Below are 20,887 nucleotides of genomic sequence, written 5' to 3' on the forward strand. Positions count from 1 at the left end.
GCCTTTGAGCAATGGCTTCTGGGCGGTTTACCTGTATGTGAAGACTCATCCAAGTATTTCAAGGGATACTGCTTGCACATCTGCTTAGAGGAACCGGTTGCTCTGCTGGCCATGTCCGCTGAAGGCCGATTGCTTTTGGTTGTGGCCATCTGGTTCAGGTCCCGCTCAGAGATCGAAAACCCATGAAGTTTCTAGGCGTCGAGCGAGCAGCCGAACCGTCAGAACGTAGTAATAGCGCGTCGCCTCACTGCGCTGGCACATGTGATGTTCGAGAAACCAAGCCACATGCTTTCTCTGCCAAGCCCAGGGGGTCTCTCGCTTCCAGCGTTTTGCAATCTCAGTTTGGATAAGCTTCGCTTGACGCAGGTGGCGTTGACGCGTCGCGTGCGAGCCATTCAGGACGGCGGCTAAGAATAGCTCCATGTCGAATGTCTGACTCATGACTGTCCTCCAACGTAGGCAGCGACGACATCGATTCGACCGTGCCCCAGCTCATAGCTGATTTGCCTCCGGGCCTCACGATCTAGGTTCCTATCTGCCTGGCAACATAAGCCGCCGTTGATATGCGCAGGGTGTTGCGTGATTTGCTCATAGCGTTCACATGCGTACGCCGCTCGTAGCTCATGGAAGCCTTTGAGGTTGTGTGCATGCAGGACGTCCCGCGCTGGGCGGATGATTTCCTGCAGAACATTCAGACAGCTTTCGTCTGGCGCAATCAGGTTACGGCTACCTCCAGGCGACACTTGCCGTGCAAACCCAAGTGCGTCTTGAACATGGTGGTCTACCGCAATCCATCGTGGCGCTGAGGCGCCAGCTCGGCCGCCTTTGGTGCCATCTTGGATGTTGATCCTGCCTAGGTCGTTAGCCTCACGGCTCAGCCGTGGCAAGTCGGCTAGGATGGCCTCACGCAAGCGCATGCCGGTAGCTCGCGCCAAAAGAACAATCGCGGCGGCCCGTAGTTGTTGGTCGCAAAGAGCATCAACGATCCGCTTAACCTGTTCGCGGTCTTGGCCCTGAGGTACCGAGTGTCGAGCCCCGGTGCGCTGCATACCCAACGCCTTGCTCGGACTTGGCAACTTCACGTACTGATCACCGCGAAGCGCGGCCATGGCCCTGTTAACGCTGGATAGTTGATTTTGTGCGGTGCTAACAGCGAGATCACCGCGCCTAACCATGTCGTGCAGATACGCCGCATAGTCGGCCAGCACCTCCCGATCAATGAGCCGCGCATCATTGATACCGGGCCCTTGTTCGGAGCAGCACCACTTCACGAATGCCTGCCACCGATCACAGTGTGCCCTCACCGTGCCGTAGTGACCGCCGCCGAACATGTCTTTGAGCGCCAGTGGACCTGCGTAGCTCAATTGCCTGCCGTAGCCGAAATTACGGCCATCGCGTTTAGGTTGCTGCAGGGCAGCGAGGTACGGAGTATCTGGCGCACGAGCGCTATATGTGTAAGACCATCCATCACATGGGTAGTGACCGGGCGAGCTGCCGGATGCGAATCGCCCTTGGGCAGAACCACCGCCAAAACGGCGTGACCTTTAAGGTTCGGGCCACCTGGGTGCTGTCATCGACAGCGCTTGCAACTCCCGGTCTACGCCTGTGGACAATGTTCGTCAAGCAAAGCGATTTCAGGGATTTAGCGCCTGTGGATAAAACTATCCCCTGGTGGACATCACTGGTTTTCCACAGACGTACGCTGTGCCAGCGGTTTTTTTCTTAGGTATGGTCCTTTCAAACGGGGCGGCTTTGCAGCCCCGTTTGAAAGGACCCGCGTGGAGGAGCTTCTTGCGGTGCTGTGGGTAACTTCACAGCGAGTTGAGGTGGTGGTGCGGCGGGTTACTCGGTCCTCTTGGCACTGCGCAGGCGCGTGACGTTCTCGCCCGTCTGCTTGGCAAACTCATGCGGGGTCACATGGTCCTCGCGATTCGCCTCTAGAAACCGGCTCCACCAGGTCATGATCATCCGGCGTTCTTCGAGGAACTCGGCCTTGTGGGTATAAGCGGCCCGCACGTTGTTGCGTTCCTTGTGACTCATCTGCCGCTCGATAGCCGTCTCCGACCACAGCCCGGACTCGACCAGCGCACTGCACGCCATGGCCCGGAACCCGTGGCCGCAGATAGAGACCGTCGCCGTCGAAGAGCTTGTACTCGCGCTCTCTGGGCTTTGCGGTACGACAGGTGGTGTCTGTAAGCGGGGCAGTGGTGCGGGCCATAAGGGTAGTCTCCGATATCGAAACGGACCTCTATCCTTAAAACTACCCTTATTAGCGCTGGCTACCCTCGGAATCCGACGGAACGCCAAAACGAAAAAACCCGCCAGAAGGCGGGTTTTTCGGGGGTTCCAGAGATTTTGAAAGCCTTCTATGGAACCTTGAATGGTGCCGGCACCAGGAATCGAACCCGGGACCTACTGATTACAAGTCAGTTGCTCTACCATCTGAGCTATACCGGCAATGGGGCGTCATTATAACGATCGTTTGGCGCCTGTAAACCACTTCCTTGCAAAAGATCGCAAATGACCTAAGTCACCGCCCTAAAAGGAGAAATTTCCTACCAGCCACGGTGGATTGTGGTGACGCTTGGCTCGCTTTTGCCCGGGTTGAAGAACAGCTTGTCGTTGTCGCAGCCGCGCTTGCGGCAGGGGCTTTCGGCGCGCAGGGGTAGGCCGTTGTCGCCGCCCAACTGCATGCCGGGGTGGTTCCAGCCGAGGTTGCTGTTGGGGTGGGGCGAGGTGCCGTTGGCGCAGCCGGTCAGGGCCAAGGCGAGGGTCAGCAAGGCTAGGGGTTTGGCTTGGGTCACGATGGTCAGGTCCGTTGGTCCACTGTCGGTTCTGGCGCAACGCCAGAAGGTCGCGGGGCTGGCGGGCAGCGCGCGACGTCACTTTTTAATGATTTGGGGGAGGGATGATACACGGTTGCGGGGGTGGAGCATTAGCCTTGTGTTGCCTGATCGGGCCTCTTCGCGGGTGAACCCGCTCCCACAAGGACTGCGTAAGCGGCTGCAATCTGCGTAAGGTAATTCTGAACCATGGGGCCAGGAGCTTCAGGGGTTGGCTGCTTAGGAAGTATCCTACGCGCGCCGCCGAAGTATCGCTGTTGTCGGGGAAGTGGCTCACGGATACCGTTTTCGGGTCGCTCTGGCGACCGGGTGTGAGAACCTGACTCGAATAAGCGCTACCAGTCATGGTGGCCGTACGCGGGCAGACTTTGGTCTGGCCGGGCTTCCTTATTCACTCGGTTTCTCACCCCGCGTACGGCTGCCGCCCCAAATCCGTGAGAAAGATTTCTGGCAGTCCCTTTTCTCTGAATAAGGTTTTGCCATGAAAAAAGATGCTCCTGAGCCAATCACCACCGCAGGCGTAGAAACCTTCCTCGCAGCCGGTGACCCATCCCTCAATCTGCTACGCGTACAGCCCGGCGTCCCGGTCGATGCTGCCTATGAGCATGTCTCGATTCTGATGGGCTATATCAAGCACCTGGTACGCGAGGGGGATATGGAGGATGACCATAAATTCCTGGGTGCTGCCGATTACCTGTGCGATATGGCGAAGGCGCTGATGAACGATATCGAGATTGCCAAGAACAAGGCGCATTGACGATTGTGGGAGTGGGCACCGCGTTGGATGGCACGGGCTTCGCCCGTTTCGCGGGCAAGCCCGCTCCCACAGGAGTTGTGCAAATCTCAGGTTTTGAGCATGACCGACGATCTCGAATAGACCGTGCAAACAGCGCTTGCTACGAACCACAAGAAATGTTTATGCACAAGTGGCATTGACAGCTTGCGCGAAAGGCATGCCGGATTGCTGCGCCGCTGGTCTTTGCGCAAACGCCTGTTTTTACTGGGCTTGACGCATAAGCAGGAATAAGCCAAGCGCTTGAAATAGCGCCTGGATCCAACAGGTAATCAAAAGCTTGTTCACAGACTTATCCACAGGTTGTGCTGCGGCTAACGGTCGCGTTCCGCGAGGATAAGCAGGTTGCGCGGCGTCAGCGGGTAGTCGCAGAAAAGGCCCAGGCGCACCTCAAAGCCTTGTTCTTCGAGGAACAGGGCGCGATCGAGTACCAACCACAACTCCAACGGGCGGCGGAACAGGTTGCGCACGCGCTCCAGATTGCGCACTTCGGCCAGGCGTTGCCAGCCAGCGGCTTCCAGTGCGGCCCAGTCTGGGACACCCGTCAGTTGCAATTGCTTGAGCTCCGCGAGGTCGCGGCAGTACTGCTCGAAGGGCTTTTCCAGCCAGGCTACCGGCAGCGATGGCGTTGGCAGGTAATCGCCGCTCTCGCGTTGCTGGCGTTGTAGCAGGTCGAAGCCCAGGCGCCGGGCCATCGAGGTGTCACGTTGGCGCCGCACGCGAGCCCCAGCGGTGACGGTTTCGCTCAGGGGCAGGCCCAGGTCGTCCAGCGACAGCTGCAGGCTGGACGCTTGAGCGGCTGTGGATAACGCCTGGTATTGCTGCGCCGCAGTGCGGTTGTAGCAGCAGGGGGCTACGGCCAATTGCCGGCAACCTTGCTGGCTGGCCAGTTGCATCAGGCGTACATGCAGGTCGCCGCAGGCGTGCAGGGCAACCACGCTTTTATCACCCGCCAGGTGGCGGGCGCTGTCGCTGGCCATTACATCCTGATGCACATGCTGCGCTGGTAAGTGGTGGTGCGCGCTCAGGGCCTGGCCGGCGGTGACCAGTTCGGCATCGTACTCCAGGCAGGTCAGCTGCTGGCCGGGTTGCAACAGGCGGCGGCCAAGGTGGCCTTTGCCGGAGCACCAGTCCAGCCAGTGGCGGGGCTGGTGGTGGAAGGCCAGGTGGCTGGCGAAAGCTTCGATCTGCTGCCATTTGCGGCCGGGGACGGCGACGTCCAGGCGGTGGGCGGCGGGGGGCAGGTCGGTTGCCGGGAGGTGGCCGAGGGCGGCTAGCTGTTGGGCTTGCTGGGCCAGTTGTGGGAACGGGGCGGGCAAGGCATCAGCGGCGCTATCGGTTTCGGCGTCGGCCAGTGCGCAGTGGCGCAGGTGGTTGGCAAGCTCGGGGTGGGTGGTTTCCCAGTCCAGCTGCAAGGTGGTAAAGGGGCGGGGTTTCCACAGCTGTTGGTGCTCGATCAGGAACTGGTCGAGGGCCTGGAAGCGGGTGCTTAGGTGGTGGCTGTGGAGGTGGCTGGACATGGGAGGATTTGGTTTGGGTTTGAGGGCCATTTCGCGGGTGAACCCGCTCCCACAGGATTAGCACAGGTTTCAAGGCCTGTGATGTACCTGTGGGAGCGGGTTTACCCGCGAAATGGCCAGTAAGGTTTCAGCGACCCTGGCAGGCGTCGACGCGCAACCAGCGTTCCAGCAGCTTGAAACCTTGCACCAGCAAGAACGAGATCACCAAGTAGAACACGCCTGCGGCAAAGAAGATCTCCACCGGCAGGTAGGTACGGGCAATGATGGTACGGGCCATGCCGGTCAGCTCCAGCAGGGTCACGGTACTGGCCAGCGCACTGGCCTTGAGCATCAGGATCACTTCGTTGCTGTAGGCCGGCAGGCCAATGCGCGCAGCACGTGGCAGCATGATGTAGAACAGCGCCTTGCCCCGCGACATGCCCAGCGCCCGTGCCGCTTCGATCTCACCTTTGGGGATCGATTGCAGCGCGCCGCGCAGGATCTCGGCGATGTACGCGGCGGTGTGCAGGGTCATGGTCAGCACCGTGCACCAGAACGGGTCGCGCAGGTACGGCCACAGCGAACTCGAACGCACGGCATCGAACTGCGCCAGGCCGTAGTAGACCAGGAACAGCTGCACCAGCAGCGGCGTGCCACGGAAGAAGAAGATGTAGCTGAACGGCACGGCGCGCACATACCAGTGGCGCGAGGAGCGGGCGATGCCCAGCGGGATGGCCAGGATCAAACCGGCAACCACCGCAATGGCCACCAGCTCCAGGGTCAGGGTTGCGCCCTCGGCCAGGCGTGGCAGCCATTTGAAGATGACTTCCCAATTCATTATTCAGCCCTCGCAAAGCCGCGAGCGGCGCGTTTTTCCATGAAGTGCATGCCGGTCATGGCGATGACGGTCAGGCCCAGGTAGATGCACGCCGCGACCATGTAGAAGGTGAACGGCTCTTTGGTCACGGTCACGCCGATTTGCGAGTGACGCATGATTTCTTCCAGGCCGATCACCGACACCAGTGCGGTGTCCTTCATCAGGATCATGAACAGGTTGCCAAGGCCGGGCAGGGCGATGCGCCACATCTGCGGCAAAATGATCCGCGAGAGGATGCGGCCCTTGGAAAGGCCCAGCGCCAGGCCCGCTTCACGGTGGCCCTTGGGGATCGCCAGGATGGCGCCACGGAAGACTTCGGTGGCATAGGCGCCGAAGCACAGGCCCAGGGCGATGACGCCAGCAGCGAAGGCGCTGAGCTCCAGGCCCGGCATGTTCAGGGCTTCGCCGAGGCTGTTCATCAGCCCGACGGTGCCGAAATAGATAAGCAGCACCCACAGCAGTTCGGGCACGCCGCGAACCAGGGTCGAGTAGAAGCCGCCAAGCCATTGCAGCGGCTTGACCGGGGAGGTCTTGGCCAGGGCGCCGAGCAGGCCCAGCACCAGCCCCAGCAGCAAGGCGCAAAGCGCCAGTTTTACGGTCATCAGGGTGCCGGCCATCATGGCCGGACCGAATCCGTGCAGGTCGATATTCATGGGCAGGTCATTTTAGGGACCGGCGCGCCACGCGGGCGCGCCGGTCAGGGCGGGTCATTCGATGCTGAACGGGAAGTACTTGTCGTTGATCTTCTTGTACGTGCCGTCGGCTTTGATTTCTGCCAAGGCTTTGTTCAGGTCGTCGCGCAGCTTGGTGTCACCTTTGCGCACGGCAATGCCGATCTTGTCGCTGTCCATCACCGGCTCGCCTTTGAACTCGAAGTTCGAGCCGTCTTTGCTCTTCAGCCACTCGTACTGCACGTACTTGTCAGCCAGGATGCCGTCGATGCGGCCGGACACCAGGTCCAGGTAGGCGTTTTCCTGGGTGTCGTACAGCTTGACGTCGACGCCCTTGAAGTTGTCTTCCAGGTAGGTACCGGCCAGGGTAGCGCGCTGGGTGCCGATCGACTTGCCTTTCAGCGACTCTTTGTCAGTCTTGAAGTCGACGTTTTTCGGCGCGATGAATTGCAGCTTGTTGGAGTAGTACGGCTCGGTGAAGTCCACGGCCTGCTTGCGCTCGTCGGTGATCGACAGCGACGACACCAGGAAGTCGAACTTCTTGGCGTTCAGGGCCGGGATGATGCCGTCCCAGTCGGAGGTGACGACCGAGCACTCGACTTTCATCTTGGCGCACAGGGCGTCGCCGATGTCTTTGTCGAAGCCGACCACGTTACCGCTGGCATCCTTGTTGTTGAACGGTGGGTAGGCGGCTTCGATGCCCATGCGCAGTTTTTCTGCGGCCATGGCGTTTGCCGACATCACCAGCGTGGCAGCAGCTGCCAGGAGGAAATTCTTGTAAGTGTGCATGTATTGCTCCGTTAGCGGTGGCTGGACATGAATTGCTTGCAACGCGCCGAGGTCGGGTTTTCGAAGACCTGTTGCGGCGATCCCTGCTCTTCTACCAGGCCCTGGTGCAGGAAGACGACTTCACTGGACACATGGCGGGCAAAGCTCATCTCGTGCGTGACCAGCAGCATGGTACGGCCTTCTTCGGCCAATGCGCGGATAACGTTAAGCACTTCCTGGACCATTTCCGGGTCGAGCGCCGAGGTGGGCTCGTCGAACAGGATGACCTTGGGCTTCATGGCCAGGGTACGGGCAATGGCGGCGCGCTGTTGCTGGCCACCTGAAAGCTGGGCGGGGTAGCTGTGGCGTTTGTCGTAGATGCCGACCTTGTTCAGCAGGGCTTCGGCGGCTTCGATGGCCTCGGCCTTGCTTTGGCCGAGCACGCGGCGTGGCGCCTCGATGATGTTGTCGAGAATCGACATGTGCGGCCACAGGTTGAAGTTCTGGAAGACAAAGCCGATTTCGCTGCGCAGGCGGTTGATCTGGCGGTTGTCGGCAGCGATCAGGTCGCCGTTTTTGGCGGCCTTGAGCTTGAGGGCTTCGCCGGCCACCAGGATTTCACCCTGGTGTGGGTTTTCGAGCAGGTTGATGCAACGCAGCAGGGTGGACTTGCCGGAGCCGGACGACCCCAGGATGGAGATCACGTCACCGTCGCGAGCGGTCAGCGAAATACCCTTGAGAATTTCCTGCTCGCCGTAGCGTTTGTGCAGATTGCGGATTTCCAGCGCGGGCGTGGCCTGAGCCATGTGCGGTCCTCATGTGTTCGGGTGCGTTCCCAGCTGTTGGCGGCCTTCCTGGCGTGCGCCAAGCTAGCATAGCGGCATTATGGCGGCCAACAGGGTCGCTAGGGACTCGGGGCACTGGTGGGGCAGTTTGTCGCATCGCTACAGCGTAACGTCGCGCAGATGTCCGCGAAGGTGTCGCCCAGCACCAGAGCCTTGATGAAAAAAGGCGCGATGGTGCCAGCTTTGGTCGGCTCATGGAAGCGGTTTTAGACCTTTCGCGGGGTAAACCTGACTTATAGGCCAGACGATCCTTGTGGGGGCGGGGTTACCCGCCAAGGCCCCACTGAGGTGATCGGGTTGTACCTGTGGGTTGCGCTTTTTTGCATTGCGGTAGTGCATAGGTGTTACCGGGGAGCACCTTTGGTGCGTTTGTAAGTGGGTATTTCAGTAATCCGATGATTTGGCGCCCTTTCGGTCAGGGTGTGGCCGAAAGCCCTCCAAACCTTGACTTAAAGGGCCTGCAGAATTTTCTGACGAATGCATTCAGCACATGGCGCGCTTATTGCCAGTAGGAAACCGCCGATTGCAGCGACGCCTAGGTCAACCCCTGGCGCGCTCCGTACCCGCAGTCGGAGTGGTCCACTCCTTACAAAGGTAGTTTCAATGAGCGGTAACAATTCCAATGACCTCGCTCAGGGGCTCAAACAACGGCATGTCACCATGCTGTCCATTGCTGGCGTCATCGGTGCCGGCCTGTTCGTAGGCTCCGGCCACGCTATCGCTGCTGCCGGCCCGGCCGTGCTGCTGGCATACGCCGCCGCCGGTACGCTGGTCGTGCTGGTGATGCGCATGCTGGGTGAAATGGCGGTCGCTTCGCCAGACACCGGTTCGTTCTCGACCTATGCCGACCGCGCCATCGGCCGTTGGGCCGGCTTCACCATTGGCTGGCTGTACTGGTGGTTCTGGGTGCTGGTGATTCCGCTGGAGGCCAACGCCGCCGCCGCCATCCTGCATGCCTGGTTCCCTGCGGTCGACCTGTGGGCGTTCTCCCTCATCATTACCCTGGCACTGACCCTGACCAACCTGTGCAGCGTGAAGAACTACGGCGAGTTCGAGTTCTGGTTCGCCCTGCTCAAGGTGCTGGCGATCATTGGCTTCATCGCCGTGGGCTGCGCTGCCATGTTCGGCTTTGTACCGAACAGCCAGGTGAGCGGTGCCAGCCACCTGTTCGATACCCAAGGCTTCATGCCTAACGGCTTGGGCGCAGTGCTGGCAGCCATGCTGACCACCATGTTCTCGTTCATGGGTACTGAAATCGTCACCATCGCCGCTGCTGAGTCGAAGGACCCGGGCAAGCAGATCAGCCGCGCCACCAACTCGGTGATCTGGCGTATCTGCCTGTTCTACCTGGTGTCGATCTTCCTGGTGGTGGCCCTGGTGCCGTGGAACGACCCGGCCCTGGCCGAGACCGGTTCCTACCAGACCGTGCTGAGCCGCATCGGCGTGCCGAATGCCAAGCTGATCGTCGACATCGTTGTGCTGATTGCCGTGACCAGCTGCCTGAACTCGGCGCTGTACACCTCCTCGCGCATGCTGTTCTCGCTGAGCAAGCGTGGCGACGCCCCGGCCATCGCCCAGCGCACCACCAAGGCAGCGACGCCGCATGTGGCGGTTTTGATGTCTACCGCAGCGGCATTCCTCTGCGTGTTCGCCAACTTCGTGGCCCCGGCCCAGGTGTTCGAGTTCCTGTTGGCCAGCTCTGGCGCCATTGCGCTGCTGGTGTACCTGGTGATTGCTGTATCGCAGCTGCGCATGCGTGCTCAGCGTGAAGCCCGCGGCGAGAAGATCACCTTCAAGATGTGGCTGTTCCCGGGGCTGACCTGGGCGACCATTGCCTTCATCGTTGCCATTCTGGTGGTAATGGCGCTGCGTGAGGATCACCGTGCGGAGATCATCGCGACCGCGCTGCTGAGCATCGGTGTGGTGGCGGCTGGCTTGCTGGTGCACCGCAAGCGTGAAGCTGCCGGGCGGGTGGCGCTGGATAACTGATCCGCGCTGACTGAAATGAAAAGGCCGCGCCCTGTGAAGGGTGCGGCCTTTTTTGTTCTGGCCCTATCAGCCAAACTGTTTCTGCTGTTGCTGCTGCTTGGCCACCAGTTCGGACGCGGCGATGTAGGCATCCTGGAACTCGTCGCTCTCCAGCCAGGCCATGGTGGCCTCTTCGTCGGCGCCGTCCAGCCATTTGCGGTAGGCGGTGAACACCAGCACGATGTAGTCGGTGGCGTGTTCTTCCTTGTGCCCCTTGAGCACCAAGGCCAGCAGCGGGTCTACCAGGAATACCGAGATCATCGGTACCAGGCCGCCCTCCTGAGCTTCCTTCATCTTGTTGAACATCGCGTCGTAGCTGCCCGACTCCATGGCCTTGTTGTACACCTGCTCGACGCTGGCGCTGTCGCCGGCACTGGCTTTCACCGCTTGGCCGCTGCGTACCATGCGGTTCTGCTTGGCCTTGCTGGCGGCGCGCTTGGCGCGTTTCTGTTGCTTGGTAGGGGTGGCCATGGGGTGAATCCTTGGGGGGGCGGAAATTGCGCGTATTGAAGCGCAGCTGCCTCGGCGTTTCAACTCGCCAGTGGAGCCGGCTCATCCTCTTCGAACCCGCGCGATGCCCTGCCGACCAGCAGTTCATCTGGCGCATGGGCCACGTTATGGTCCTTGCCCGGGTAGTCCAGCGAGTGCAGGAAGTGGCGGATGCAGTTGATCCGCGCACGCTTCTTGTCATCGGACTTGATTACCGTCCATGGCGCATCGGCGGTGTCGGTGTGGAAGAACATCGCCTCCTTGGCGGCGGTATAGTCTTCCCACTTGTCCAGCGACTTGATGTCGATGGGGGACAGCTTCCAGTGCTTGAGCGGGTCGTCGCGGCGCGAGATGAAGCGGCGCAGTTGTTCTTCGCGGTTTACCGAAAACCAGTACTTGAACAGCAGAATTCCGCTGTTGCACAGCATGCGCTCCAGGTCCGGGGCTTGGCGCATGAACTCCAGGTACTGCAGCGGCGTGCAGAACTCCATCACCTTCTCGACCCCGGCGCGGTTGTACCAGGAGCGGTCGAAGAACACCATTTCGCCTGCGGTGGGCAGGTGCTGGATGTAACGCTGGAAATACCACTGGCCCTGTTCCTGTTCGGAGGGCTTCTCCAGGGCAACGATGCGTGCGCCGCGTGGGTTGAGGTGTTCCATGAAGCGCTTGATGGTGCCGCCCTTGCCTGCGGCATCGCGGCCTTCGAACAGGATCACCACGCGCTGGCCGGTTTCCTTCACCCAGCTTTGTACCTTCAGCAGCTCGATCTGCAGCGCATGCTTGGTCTTTTCGTAGTCCTGACGACGCAGGCGGGTGCGGTAGGGGTAGCTGGCTGGTAGGCGCGCCGAGGTGCTGTCTTCGTTGCTGCCCTTGGGGGCGGTGGCCACTTCCAGTGCGGCGGGTTGCTGGCTGATGGTGGTGATCGTCGGTTCCGGCTTGCGCTGGCGTGGGCGCCGGGTGCGGACTGGATTGGTGGCGGGTTCGCTAGGGGCGGGGAGCAGGAGGGGAGATTCTTCGCTCATGGAGGTCCTTGCTGATCGATTCGGATGTCCGTCTCTGATTCTGAAGGTGGGCGAATGCTGGCTATTTGATGCTGGTCAATGAGCAGAAATTGTAGACAACAAAAAACCCGCACTAGGCGGGTTTCTTGTTGTCGCTTCGGGTAACTTTGCAACCACCAGAAGCTTGAAGGTGGTGCCCAGAGACGGAGTCGAACCGCCGACACGAGGATTTTCAATCCTCTGCTCTACCGACTGAGCTATCTGGGCGACGAGGTGAATTAAATAGATTTCCGGACCGCTCGTCAACGACTTTTTGAAAAAATTTTAAATTAATTCCGTCGCTTACGATTTTTGGGGTCATTCGGCGGGTGGAACGTAGCCTTCCGCCTGCGCGTATTCTTCGCCGGCGAAAAACTTGTCCATCTCGGCCTGGAGGAATTTGCGGTCCTCGGCGTTCATCATGTTCAGGCGCTTTTCGTTGATCAGCATGGTCTGGTGCTTCTGCCAGTCGGCCCAGGCTTTTTGCGAGATGTGTTCGAAGATGTCCTGGCCCTTGGCACCGGGGTAGGGCGGGCGTTCCAGGCCTGGCAGTTCTTCATTGTACTTGCGGCACATCACGGTGCGGGTCATCGGGCGTCTCCTGCATTCAGTTCGTCGGCTGCGCGTTTGAGCAGCTTTTTGACCGGGGCGGCGAGGCCCAGGCGTGGCGGGGTGGCGAGGTTATACCAGAGCCAGTCGGCCTCGGCCATGTGCTGGCCGACCAAGTCGACGCGCACCAGCCAAGGCTCGATCGCCAGCTGGAAGTGGCTGAAGGTGTGGGTCAGGCTTTCCATGGCGTGGCTGTCAGCCAGGCGCAGGCCGTGCTGGTAAGCCAGGTCGTCGAGCTGGGCGATTTCGTCCAGCTCCGGCAGGCTCCACAACCCCCCCCACAGCCCACTGGATGGGCGGCGATAAAGCAGGATGGCGCCTTCGTGGTTGGCCAGCAATGGCATCAGCGTGCGCCGCTGCGGTAGCGCCTTGCGTGGCTTGGGCTCGGGGTAGCGGGTTTCTTCACCGTGCAGGTGCGCTTCGCAGCCTCGCTGCAGCGGGCAGATCAGGCAGCTGGGCTTGCTGCGGGTGCACAGCGTGGCCCCCATGTCCATCATCGCCTGGGTGTAGTGGTTGGCGCGCTGTTGCGGGGTGAAACGCTCGGCCGTGGCCCACAGCTGGTTGGCCACCTTGGGTTCGCCGGGGTAGCCGGCCTGTGCGGTGTAGCGGGCCAGTACGCGTTTGACGTTGCCGTCGAGGACCGGTGCGCGGATGCCCATGCTGATGCTGGCAATGGCGCCGGCAGTGGAGCGGCCGATGCCGGGCAGCTCGGTAAGCTGCTCGACACTGCGTGGGAATTCGCCGCCATGTTGCTCGACGACGATCCTGGCGGCCTTTTGCAGGTTGCGCGCCCGGGTGTAATAGCCCAGCCCCGTCCACAGGTGCAGCACTTCGTCTTCCGGCGCCTCGGCCAGGGCCTGCACGGTCGGCAGGGCCTGCATGAAGCGGTCGAAGTAGTTGAGCACGGTGCTGACCTGGGTCTGCTGCAACATGATTTCCGACACCCACACCCGGTACGGGGTGATGCCCTGTTGCCAGGGCAGGTCGTGCCGGCCGTGCTCGTCATACCAATCCAGCACAGCGCTGGAGAACTGCTCGGGGCTCATCGCTTGAACAGCCCCTTGAGCGCGTCTTTCACTTCCGGGCTCACTTTGTCTCCAAGTTTTTCTTCGATTTTTTCATCCACCTTGTCTTTCAGGCGGTTGCCGGCCAGCTTGGCGGCAACCTTGCCCATGCCGGCCTGATCCAGGCGGCAGGCCTTGGCGCCGAGTTCCAGCGGGCCACGGCAACGCAGGGGTACTTCAACGCCGGCATAGCGTTCGTTGACCTGGCAGGCCGGGTCCGGCATGGCGCGTTGGTCGCCTTCGACGATCACGCCGATGTTGTAGTCCATGCCCAGCACGCGCAGGTCGAGGTCGCCGTTACCGTTCACGGTCAGGCCCGGGATGCGCGCCTTGAGGTCCGGGTTGCTGGCAACGCCATTGCGCACCACCAGGCTGCCGCGCAGTTCCTGGAACGGGGTGTCCTTGCCGCGTGGCTCGCCGCTCAGGGTTTTGCGGTTGAGCGTGGCGATGGCCTGGCACAGCTGCTGTTCGAGGTTGGCATTGACCAGCACGCCGTCGTTGATGGTGAAGTTGGCGTTGCCATTGAGGGTGTCGACCAGAGCCTTCTGGCTGTTGCCGGTGGCGGTCAGGTCGCTGGTCAGGGTCAGCAGGCCCTTGACCGGTGGCGTCTGCTCCTTGCCTTCGGTCTTGATGAAGTGCTCTACCGGCACTCGCTGGATATTGGTGTTCACGCCCAGTTGTGGCACCGCAGGGCGCACGTCGACTGTGCCCTTGGCCTCAAAGGTGCCGTTGTACAGCTCGCCGCGCAGGGTTTGCAGGGTCAGCAGGCCGCCTTGGCCGATGGCTTTGAGCTGAGCGTCCTCGATCGGCAGCTTGTCCAGGGTCAGCGAGCCAAAGGCCAGGTCGGCTTGCAGGTCGAGGGCACGCAGGCGGTCGACCGGCAGCAGCTTGTCGTCACTCCAGGCCACTTGTGTCGGGGCATTAGGCAGCGGCGTAGTACCGGCACCGGCCACGGCGCTGGCTTCCTGTTGCTTGACCTCGGCCTGGCGTGCCGCAGTGGCACCCTTGGCCTCCTCGCTCTTGGCTGGCAAGTAGCGGTCGGCGTCAAAGGTATCGCCCTTGAGCTGCAGGCGCAGGGCCTGCTTGGCGAAGTCTTCCACGGCCACGCGACCGCTGAAGGTGCTGTCATCCAGTTTTACCGCCAAGTCTTCCAGGGCCAGGCTGTTCGGCGTGCCCTGCAGGCGGGTGACCAGTTCCAGCTTGGTGAAGGCTGCCGGGTCGTTGGTGGCCGGCAGCGGGCGGCCGATGCTGTCGAGGAAGGTGCGCAGGTTGAACTGGGCGATGGACAGGCCGCCGCTCAGTTGTGGCGCCTTGTCCAGGTCGCGCAAGTTCAGCTCGCCCAGGGCGCGCAGCTGGTTGGCCGAGACTTTCAGGCCGTTCCAGGAGGCGACATTGGCAGCCATATCCAGCAGCAACTGGCCTTGTGCAGCGAAGGTCACGGATTTGCCGCCGGTCGGCTCACCCGAGGTTTCGCCCGACAGGCGCATGTCTTCGAAGTTGTAGCGTTTGAGCTTGCGGTCGAAGCGCAGTTCACCGGCCAGCTCGGTACGGGCCTTGATGTTCGGCTCGCTGGCGCTGATGAAGGCGCTGGCCTTGAGCGGAATATTAGCGCCTTCGTGGACTGGACCGGTGCTCAGCTGGATGCTCTCGGCGCTGTAGCTTTGGCCGGTCTTGGCATCGGTGTACTGCACGCTGGCGTTGTTCACGGTCAGGCTGTCGATGTCCAGCTTGACGGCACGATCGTTGCCCTCTGCAGGTGCCGGCTTCTGCTCGGCGGGTGCACCGGCTGGGGTGCCGTTTTGCGCGGGCAGCGGCTTGCCGATGTCTTCCCAGTTGCCATGACCGTGTTCGTCACGGGCCAGCGTAAGGTTCAGGCCTTCAACGCGCACGTCGCTCATCTGCACTTCACGGCGCAGTAGGGGCAGCACACGTACAGACAGGCCGAGCATCTGCAGGTCGGCGAACGGCTCCTTGGGCTTGGCCAGGGTAGCGATGCTCGCTTCGTGAAGCTCCAGGCCCAGCCACGGGAACAGGCTCCAGCCGATATCTCCGTTGAGGGTCAGCTCGACGTGAGCCTTGTCGCGTGCCAGCTGGCGAATCTCGTCTTTGTAGTCGTTGGGATCAAAGAGGTGGGTCAGGGCGAAGCCCAGCGCCACGATGATCAGCAGCAACCCGAGAAGCCCCAGTCCCAGGATTTTGCCGAACGCTTTCATGGGCGAGTCCTTGTAGTCCGTTAGTGAAATTCAGGCGGCAGAGTATAACGCCGCAGTGGTTGTCCCTGCGTATTCGACCAGAGATACAGGGCATTTCTTACGCTTGCAGCAGATGGTACGGCTTTCGACAGGCAAACATGACCGTTTCAGCCAGGCAAAAATGAACGATATCAGATTGCGTTCACGCTACTTGATGCTGCTACCCTTGCGCCGCTTTGCGAGCCCCCCTATAAAAAGGATCAGATCCATGACCAGTACCGTCGCGACCGGCTCTGCGGCCAGTGCGCCTGGCTTCCTGTCGAAGGAACGCATCATCGCCCGCCCGGGCTTCAATCGCTGGCTGGTCCCGCCAGCCGCCCTGGCCATTCACCTGTGCATCGGCATGGCCTATGGCTTTTCGGTATTCTGGTTGCCCCTTTCTCAAGCTCTCGGCATCACCGCGCCTGTCGCTTGCGCGGCGGACATGGGCTTCATGGCCCGTATGTTCAGTGCCGAATGCGACTGGCCAATCTCGATGCTGAGCTGGGTCTATACCCTGTTCTTTGTTTTCCTGGGTTGCTCGGCGGCCGTGCTGGGTGGCTGGCTTGAGCATGCCGGCCCGCGCAAGGCCGGCTTGGTCTCGGCGCTGTGCTGGTGCGGCGGCATGCTGATCTCGGCCATTGGCGTGAAAACCCACCAGCTGTGGCTGATGTGGCTGGGCTCCGGTGTGATCGGCGGTATCGGCCTGGGCCTGGGCTATATCTCGCCCGTGTCGACCCTGATCAAATGGTTCCCTGACAAACGTGGCATGGCCACCGGCATGGCGATCATGGGCTTCGGCGGCGGCGCCATGGTGGGTGCGCCACTGGCCACTGCGCTGATGGGGCACTTTGGCAATGAGCACGAAGTGGGCGTATGGCAAAGCTTCGTCGCCATGGCGGCGATCTACTTTGTATTCATGACCGCTGGCGCCCTGGCTTACCGCGTGCCGCCAACTGGCTGGAAGCCCGAAGGCTGGGTCGCACCGGCCAAGAAAGCCGGCAATGCCATGGTCACCGACCGCCATGTGCACGTCAGTGTGGCCTGGAAAACCCCGCAATTCGCCTTGATCTGGCTGGTGCTGTGCCTGAACGTGTCGGCGGGCATCGGCATTCTCGGCATGGCATCGCCACTGCTGCAGGAAGTGTTCGCGGGCAAATTGCTGGGCAACGAGCTGACCTTCAGTGAGCTGAATGCGGCTCAGCTGGCACAGATTGCCGCGATCGCCGCCGGCTTCACCGGCCTGTTGAGCCTGTTCAACATCGGCGGGCGGTTCTTCTGGGCGTCGTTCTCCGACTACATCGGCCGCAAGAACACCTACTTCGCTTTCTTCGCCTTGGGCGTGGGCTTGTACAGCCTGGTGCCGAACATGGGGCACCTGGGTAACGTGGCGCTGTTCGTGGCCGCGTTCTGCATCATCCTTTCGATGTATGGCGGTGGTTTTGCGACCGTGCCGGCGTACCTGGCTGACTTGTTCGGCACGCAGATGGTCGGTGCTATTCATGGTCGTCTGCTGACTGCCTGGGCGGCGGCGGGGGTGCTGGGGCCGGTGTTGATCACTTACCTGCGCGAGTCTCAGTTGGCGGCGGGGGTGGAGCGGGCAGCGGCTTACGACATGACCTTGTACATCCTCGCGGGCCTGCTGGTGCTGGGCTTTGTCTGCAACATGCTGGTACGCCCGGTGGCCGACAAGCACTTCATGAGCGATGCCGAACTGGCGGCCGAGCGGGCGTTGAGCCATGACAAGGGCGCCGACAGCGCGCGGTCGTTGGAGTGGAAGGCAGCGCCGGGGAGCCTGCCGCTGGTGCTGCTGGCCTGGGCGGTGGTGGTTGTGCCGCTGGCCTGGGGCGTGTGGATTACCCTGCAGAAGACGGCGGTACTGTTCCATTGATGTTAGGGCGGGGGCTGCAATGCAGCCCCAATCACCCGGTTGTATAGACCTGTAGCGGCATCCAGCCCGCGTAATTCCTCGCTTTGCCATATGTCATCCGCGTTTCAAGCTGGCGCGTTCTGGGCCTATAATGGAGCCCTTTTCGCCCAATGATTTTGCGGAGCTGGTGATGGTCGAACGTAAGGCTTCCGTCGAGCGCAATACCCTGGAAACCCAGGTCAAGTGCTCGATCAACCTCGATGGCAGTGGCAAGGCCCGATTCGATATCGGTGTGCCTTTCCTTGAACACATGCTGGACCAGATCGCTCGCCATGGGCTGATCGATCTGGATATCGAGTGCAAGGGTGACACGCATATCGACGATCACCATACCGTCGAAGACGTCGGTATCACCCTGGGTATGGCATTTGCCCAGGCTATCGGTGACAAGAAAGGCATCTTCCGCTACGGCCACGCTTATGTGCCGTTGGACGAAGCACTGTCGCGCGTGGTCATCGACTTCTCCGGCCGCCCAGGCCTGCAGATGCATGTGCCGTACACCCGTGCCAGCGTCGGTGGCTTCGATGTCGACCTGTTCCAGGAGTTTTTCCAGGGCTTCGTCAACCACGCCCTGGTCACCCTGCACATCGACAACCTGCGTGGCCACAACACCCACCACCAGATCGAAACCGTGTTCAAGGCATTCGGCCGCGCCTTGCGCATGGCTGTGACCCTCGATGAGCGCATGGCCGGGCAGATGCCGTCCACCAAAGGGTGCCTGTAAATGCAGACGGTAGCTGTAATCGACTATGGCATGGGCAACCTGCACTCGGTGGCCAAGGCGCTTGAGCACGTTGGCGCTGGCAAGGTGCTGGTCACCAGCGACGCTGCGGTCATTCGTGAAGCTGACCGTGTGGTGTTCCCTGGCGTAGGTGCGATTCGCGACTGCATGGCCGAAATCCGCCGCTTGGGCTTCGACAGCCTGGTGCGCGAAGTGAGTCAGGACCGGCCGTTCCTCGGCATCTGCGTTGGCATGCAGGCACTGCTGGAGCACAGCGAAGAGAACGACGGTGTCGACTGCATTGGTCTGTTCCCCGGCCAGGTGCGCTTTTTCGGCAAAGACCTGAAAGAAGACGGCGAGCACCTCAAGGTGCCGCACATGGGCTGGAACGAAGTGGGCCAGACCATCGACCACCCGCTGTGGCACGACATCCCCGACCGTGCGCGTTTCTACTTCGTGCACAGCTACTACATCAATGCCGGCAAGCCGGGCCAGGTAGTCGGCCGCGGCCATTACGGTGTCGATTTCGCCGCTGCGCTGGCTGATGGCTCGCGCTTTGCCGTGCAGTTCCACCCGGAGAAGAGCCATACCCATGGCCTGCAGCTGCTGCAGAACTTCGTCGCCTGGGATGGGCGCTGGTAAATGAGCAGATCGAAGACCAAGGCCCCGGTCATTACCCTGGCCCCCGAGCAGGAGCGCGACGCGCTCGACACGCTCAAGCGCTTTCTCGAAGACCGTTTCGAGCTGCAGTTGGGGTCGTTCGAGGTGGCCGAGGTCCTTGATCTCTTCAGCAAAGAAATTGCACCCCATTACTACAACAGGGCGATTGCCGATGTTCAGCTGCACCTCAAGGAGCGGTTCGAGAGCATCGAAAGCGATCTGTGGGCGCTCGAAAAGCCCTGAAACCCTAAGAACAGACAGGTTCCCAAGATGCTGATTATCCCCGCTATCGATCTGAAGGACGGTGCCTGCGTGCGCCTGCGCCAGGGCCGCATGGAAGACTCCACGGTATTTTCCGACGACCCGGTGAGCATGGCCGCCAAGTGGGTCGAGGGTGGTTGCCGCCGCCTGCACCTGGTCGACCTCAACGGCGCCTTCGAAGGCCAGCCGGTCAACGGTGAGGTGGTCACCGCCATCGCCAAGCGCTACCCGACCCTGCCGATCCAGATTGGCGGCGGCATCCGTTCGCTGGAAACCATCGAGCACTACGTCAAGGCTGGTGTCAGCTACGTCATCATCGGCACCAAGGCGGTTAAAGAGCCTGAGTTCGTGGCCGAAGCGTGCAAGGCCTTCCCGGGCAAGGTCATTGTTGGCCTGGATGCCAAAGACGGCTTCGTTGCCACCGATGGCTGGGCCGAAGTCAGCGCGGTACAGGTTATCGACCTGGCCAAGCGCTTCGAGGCGGATGGCGTGTCGTCGATCGTCTACACCGACATCGCCAAGGACGGGATGATGCAGGGCTGCAACGTGCCGTTCACCAAGGCCCTGGCTGAAGCCACCCGTATTCCGGTGATCGCCTCGGGCGGCATCCACAACCTGGGCGACATCAAGGCCCTGCTGGACGCCAAGGCCCCCGGCATCATCGGCGCCATCACCGGCCGTGCCATCTACGAAGGCACCCTCGATGTCGCCGAGGCCCAGGCCTTCTGCGACAACTACCAAGGCTGAGGACTGAACCATGGCACTGGCCAAGCGCATCATCCCTTGCCTGGACGTGGACAACGGCCGGGTGGTCAAGGGCGTCAAGTTCGAGAACATCCGTGATGCCGGCGACCCGGTGGAAATCGCCCGTCGCTACGACGAGCAGGGTGCTGACGAAATCACCTTCCTCGACATCACCGCCAGCGTCGATGGCCGCGACACCACCTTGCATACCGTCGAGCGCATGGCCAGCCAGGTGTTCATCCCGCTGACCGTGGGCGGTGGCGTGCGTACCGTGCAGGACATTCGCAACCTGCTCAATGCCGGTGCCGATAAGGTGTCGATCAACACGGCGGCGGTGTTCAACCCGGAGTTCGTGGGCGAGGCGGCGGACCGTTTCGGTTCGCAGTGCATCGTTGTGGCTATCGATGCCAAGAAGGTGTCCGGGCCGGGTGAAGAACCGCGCTGGGAAATCTTCACCCACGGCGGGCGCAAGCCGACCGGGCTGGATGCAGTCGAGTGGGCGAAGAAGATGGAAGGCCTGGGTGCTGGCGAGATCCTGCTGACCAGCATGGACCAGGACGGCATGAAAAACGGCTTTGACCTGGGCGTTACCCGCGCCATCAGTGATGCGCTGGGTATTCCGGTGATTGCCTCGGGTGGCGTGGGTAACCTGCAGCACCTGGCCGACGGCATTCTGGAAGGGCATGCCAGCGCGGTGCTGGCGGCCAGTATCTTCCACTTTGGTGAGTACACGGTGCCTGAGGCCAAGGCCTACATGGCTTCCCGGGGCATCGTCGTTCGCTGAACCATTGATTGGGGCCGCAAAGCGGCCCCA

Annotated in this window: 21 protein-coding genes, 2 tRNA genes and 1 pseudogene; 8 read left to right on the forward strand and 16 right to left on the reverse strand. The window is 61.4% G+C overall.

The features are described 5' to 3' along the window. Positions 1-165: 165 nt before the first annotated feature. From QQL85_RS18655 to QQL85_RS18675, 5 genes and pseudogenes are all read right to left on the reverse strand, one after another. Positions 166-441, reverse strand: a complete 276-nt coding sequence (locus tag QQL85_RS18655; RefSeq protein ID WP_284355417.1) for a hypothetical protein — start codon at positions 439-441, stop codon at positions 166-168. Next, on the reverse strand, positions 438-1,364 hold the full coding sequence (locus tag QQL85_RS18660) for an integrase domain-containing protein (RefSeq protein WP_284355418.1): 927 nt from the start codon (positions 1,362-1,364) through the stop codon (positions 438-440). Before QQL85_RS18660 ends, QQL85_RS18655 begins: the two co-directional genes overlap by 4 nt. Before the next feature lie 478 nt (positions 1,365-1,842). Next, a pseudogene (locus tag QQL85_RS18665) lies at positions 1,843-2,130 on the reverse strand (tyrosine-type recombinase/integrase); the annotation flags it as partial. A 251-nt stretch (positions 2,131-2,381) separates the two neighbouring features. After that, positions 2,382-2,457: transfer RNA gene (locus QQL85_RS18670), tRNA-Thr, on the reverse strand. A 98-nt stretch (positions 2,458-2,555) separates the two neighbouring features. Beyond that, positions 2,556-2,804, reverse strand: a complete 249-nt coding sequence (locus QQL85_RS18675; RefSeq protein WP_284355419.1) for a hypothetical protein — start codon at positions 2,802-2,804, stop codon at positions 2,556-2,558. Positions 2,805-3,324: 520 nt separating this feature from the next. On the opposite strand from QQL85_RS18675, the gene QQL85_RS18680 reads away from it, so the two are divergent. Then, a complete protein-coding gene (locus QQL85_RS18680) occupies positions 3,325-3,600 on the forward strand; it encodes a DUF3077 domain-containing protein (protein WP_284355420.1) in 276 nt (91 codons plus the stop codon). A gap of 350 nt (positions 3,601-3,950) precedes the next feature. Here QQL85_RS18680 and QQL85_RS18685 read toward each other — a convergent pair whose 3' ends face one another. From QQL85_RS18685 to QQL85_RS18705, 5 genes are all read right to left on the reverse strand, one after another. Beyond that, a complete protein-coding gene (locus QQL85_RS18685; RefSeq protein ID WP_284355421.1) occupies positions 3,951-5,156 on the reverse strand; it encodes a methyltransferase in 1,206 nt (401 codons plus the stop codon). Positions 5,157-5,283: 127 nt separating this feature from the next. Continuing rightward, positions 5,284-5,973, reverse strand: a complete 690-nt coding sequence (locus QQL85_RS18690; protein WP_012270083.1) for an ABC transporter permease — start codon at positions 5,971-5,973, stop codon at positions 5,284-5,286. Continuing rightward, on the reverse strand, positions 5,973-6,665 hold the full coding sequence (locus QQL85_RS18695) for an ABC transporter permease (protein ID WP_284355422.1): 693 nt from the start codon (positions 6,663-6,665) through the stop codon (positions 5,973-5,975). The genes QQL85_RS18690 and QQL85_RS18695 overlap by 1 nt, the downstream gene beginning before the upstream one ends. Before the next feature lie 54 nt (positions 6,666-6,719). After that, the gene (locus tag QQL85_RS18700; protein WP_284355423.1) at positions 6,720-7,472 is read right to left on the reverse strand and encodes an ABC transporter substrate-binding protein; all 753 of its coding nucleotides are present in this window, start codon (positions 7,470-7,472) and stop codon (positions 6,720-6,722) included. Between the two features lie 11 nt (positions 7,473-7,483). After that, entirely contained in the window at positions 7,484-8,257 is a 774-nt protein-coding gene (locus tag QQL85_RS18705) for an ABC transporter ATP-binding protein (protein WP_003255746.1), read from the reverse strand. A 642-nt stretch (positions 8,258-8,899) separates the two neighbouring features. Between QQL85_RS18705 and gabP the strand changes: the two genes are divergently transcribed. Then, entirely contained in the window at positions 8,900-10,285 is a 1,386-nt protein-coding gene (gene gabP, locus QQL85_RS18710) for a GABA permease (protein WP_284355424.1), read from the forward strand. A gap of 66 nt (positions 10,286-10,351) precedes the next feature. Here the strand turns inward: gabP and QQL85_RS18715 are convergent, their stop codons facing one another. The 6 genes from QQL85_RS18715 to QQL85_RS18740 all read right to left on the reverse strand — a co-directional run bounded on the left by QQL85_RS18715 (position 10,352) and on the right by QQL85_RS18740 (position 15,739). Then, on the reverse strand, positions 10,352-10,795 hold the full coding sequence (locus tag QQL85_RS18715; RefSeq protein ID WP_284355425.1) for a hypothetical protein: 444 nt from the start codon (positions 10,793-10,795) through the stop codon (positions 10,352-10,354). A 59-nt stretch (positions 10,796-10,854) separates the two neighbouring features. Further along, positions 10,855-11,835, reverse strand: coding sequence for a polyphosphate kinase 2 (gene ppk2, locus QQL85_RS18720; RefSeq protein WP_284355426.1), 981 nt, complete (start codon positions 11,833-11,835; stop codon positions 10,855-10,857). 170 nt (positions 11,836-12,005) lie between these two features. Further along, positions 12,006-12,081: transfer RNA gene (locus QQL85_RS18725), tRNA-Phe, on the reverse strand. A 90-nt stretch (positions 12,082-12,171) separates the two neighbouring features. Further along, the gene (locus tag QQL85_RS18730) at positions 12,172-12,444 is read right to left on the reverse strand and encodes an oxidative damage protection protein (RefSeq protein WP_086976938.1); all 273 of its coding nucleotides are present in this window, start codon (positions 12,442-12,444) and stop codon (positions 12,172-12,174) included. After that, positions 12,441-13,508: an A/G-specific adenine glycosylase gene (mutY, locus tag QQL85_RS18735; protein ID WP_284355427.1), complete on the reverse strand. Its 1,068-nt coding sequence runs from the start codon at positions 13,506-13,508 to the stop codon at positions 12,441-12,443. The genes QQL85_RS18730 and mutY overlap by 4 nt, the downstream gene beginning before the upstream one ends. Next, on the reverse strand, positions 13,505-15,739 hold the full coding sequence (locus QQL85_RS18740; protein ID WP_284355428.1) for an AsmA family protein: 2,235 nt from the start codon (positions 15,737-15,739) through the stop codon (positions 13,505-13,507). Before QQL85_RS18740 ends, mutY begins: the two co-directional genes overlap by 4 nt. 247 nt (positions 15,740-15,986) lie before the next feature. Here QQL85_RS18740 and QQL85_RS18745 point away from each other — a divergent pair, with 247 nt between their 5' ends. The 6 genes from QQL85_RS18745 to hisF all read left to right on the forward strand — a co-directional run bounded on the left by QQL85_RS18745 (position 15,987) and on the right by hisF (position 20,857). Next, positions 15,987-17,648 carry an OFA family MFS transporter gene (locus QQL85_RS18745; protein WP_284355429.1) on the forward strand — a complete coding sequence of 554 codons (1,662 nt, stop codon included), beginning with the start codon at positions 15,987-15,989 and terminating at the stop codon, positions 17,646-17,648. A 169-nt stretch (positions 17,649-17,817) separates the two neighbouring features. Further along, positions 17,818-18,411, forward strand: coding sequence for an imidazoleglycerol-phosphate dehydratase HisB (hisB, locus tag QQL85_RS18750; RefSeq protein WP_009682881.1), 594 nt, complete (start codon positions 17,818-17,820; stop codon positions 18,409-18,411). Continuing rightward, on the forward strand, positions 18,412-19,050 hold the full coding sequence (gene hisH / locus QQL85_RS18755) for an imidazole glycerol phosphate synthase subunit HisH (RefSeq protein ID WP_016714499.1): 639 nt from the start codon (positions 18,412-18,414) through the stop codon (positions 19,048-19,050). Next, entirely contained in the window at positions 19,051-19,311 is a 261-nt protein-coding gene (locus QQL85_RS18760; RefSeq protein WP_274082274.1) for a DUF2164 domain-containing protein, read from the forward strand. Between the two features lie 27 nt (positions 19,312-19,338). Further along, positions 19,339-20,076, forward strand: a complete 738-nt coding sequence (hisA, locus tag QQL85_RS18765) for a 1-(5-phosphoribosyl)-5-[(5-phosphoribosylamino)methylideneamino]imidazole-4-carboxamide isomerase (protein ID WP_016714501.1) — start codon at positions 19,339-19,341, stop codon at positions 20,074-20,076. Between the two features lie 10 nt (positions 20,077-20,086). Beyond that, the gene (hisF, locus tag QQL85_RS18770) at positions 20,087-20,857 is read left to right on the forward strand and encodes an imidazole glycerol phosphate synthase subunit HisF (RefSeq protein WP_013970495.1); all 771 of its coding nucleotides are present in this window, start codon (positions 20,087-20,089) and stop codon (positions 20,855-20,857) included. The last annotated feature ends 30 nt before the right edge of the window (positions 20,858-20,887 follow it).

Source organism: Pseudomonas putida (assembly GCF_030159595.1).
GTDB classification, from domain to species: domain Bacteria; phylum Pseudomonadota; class Gammaproteobacteria; order Pseudomonadales; family Pseudomonadaceae; genus Aquipseudomonas; species Aquipseudomonas putida_AC.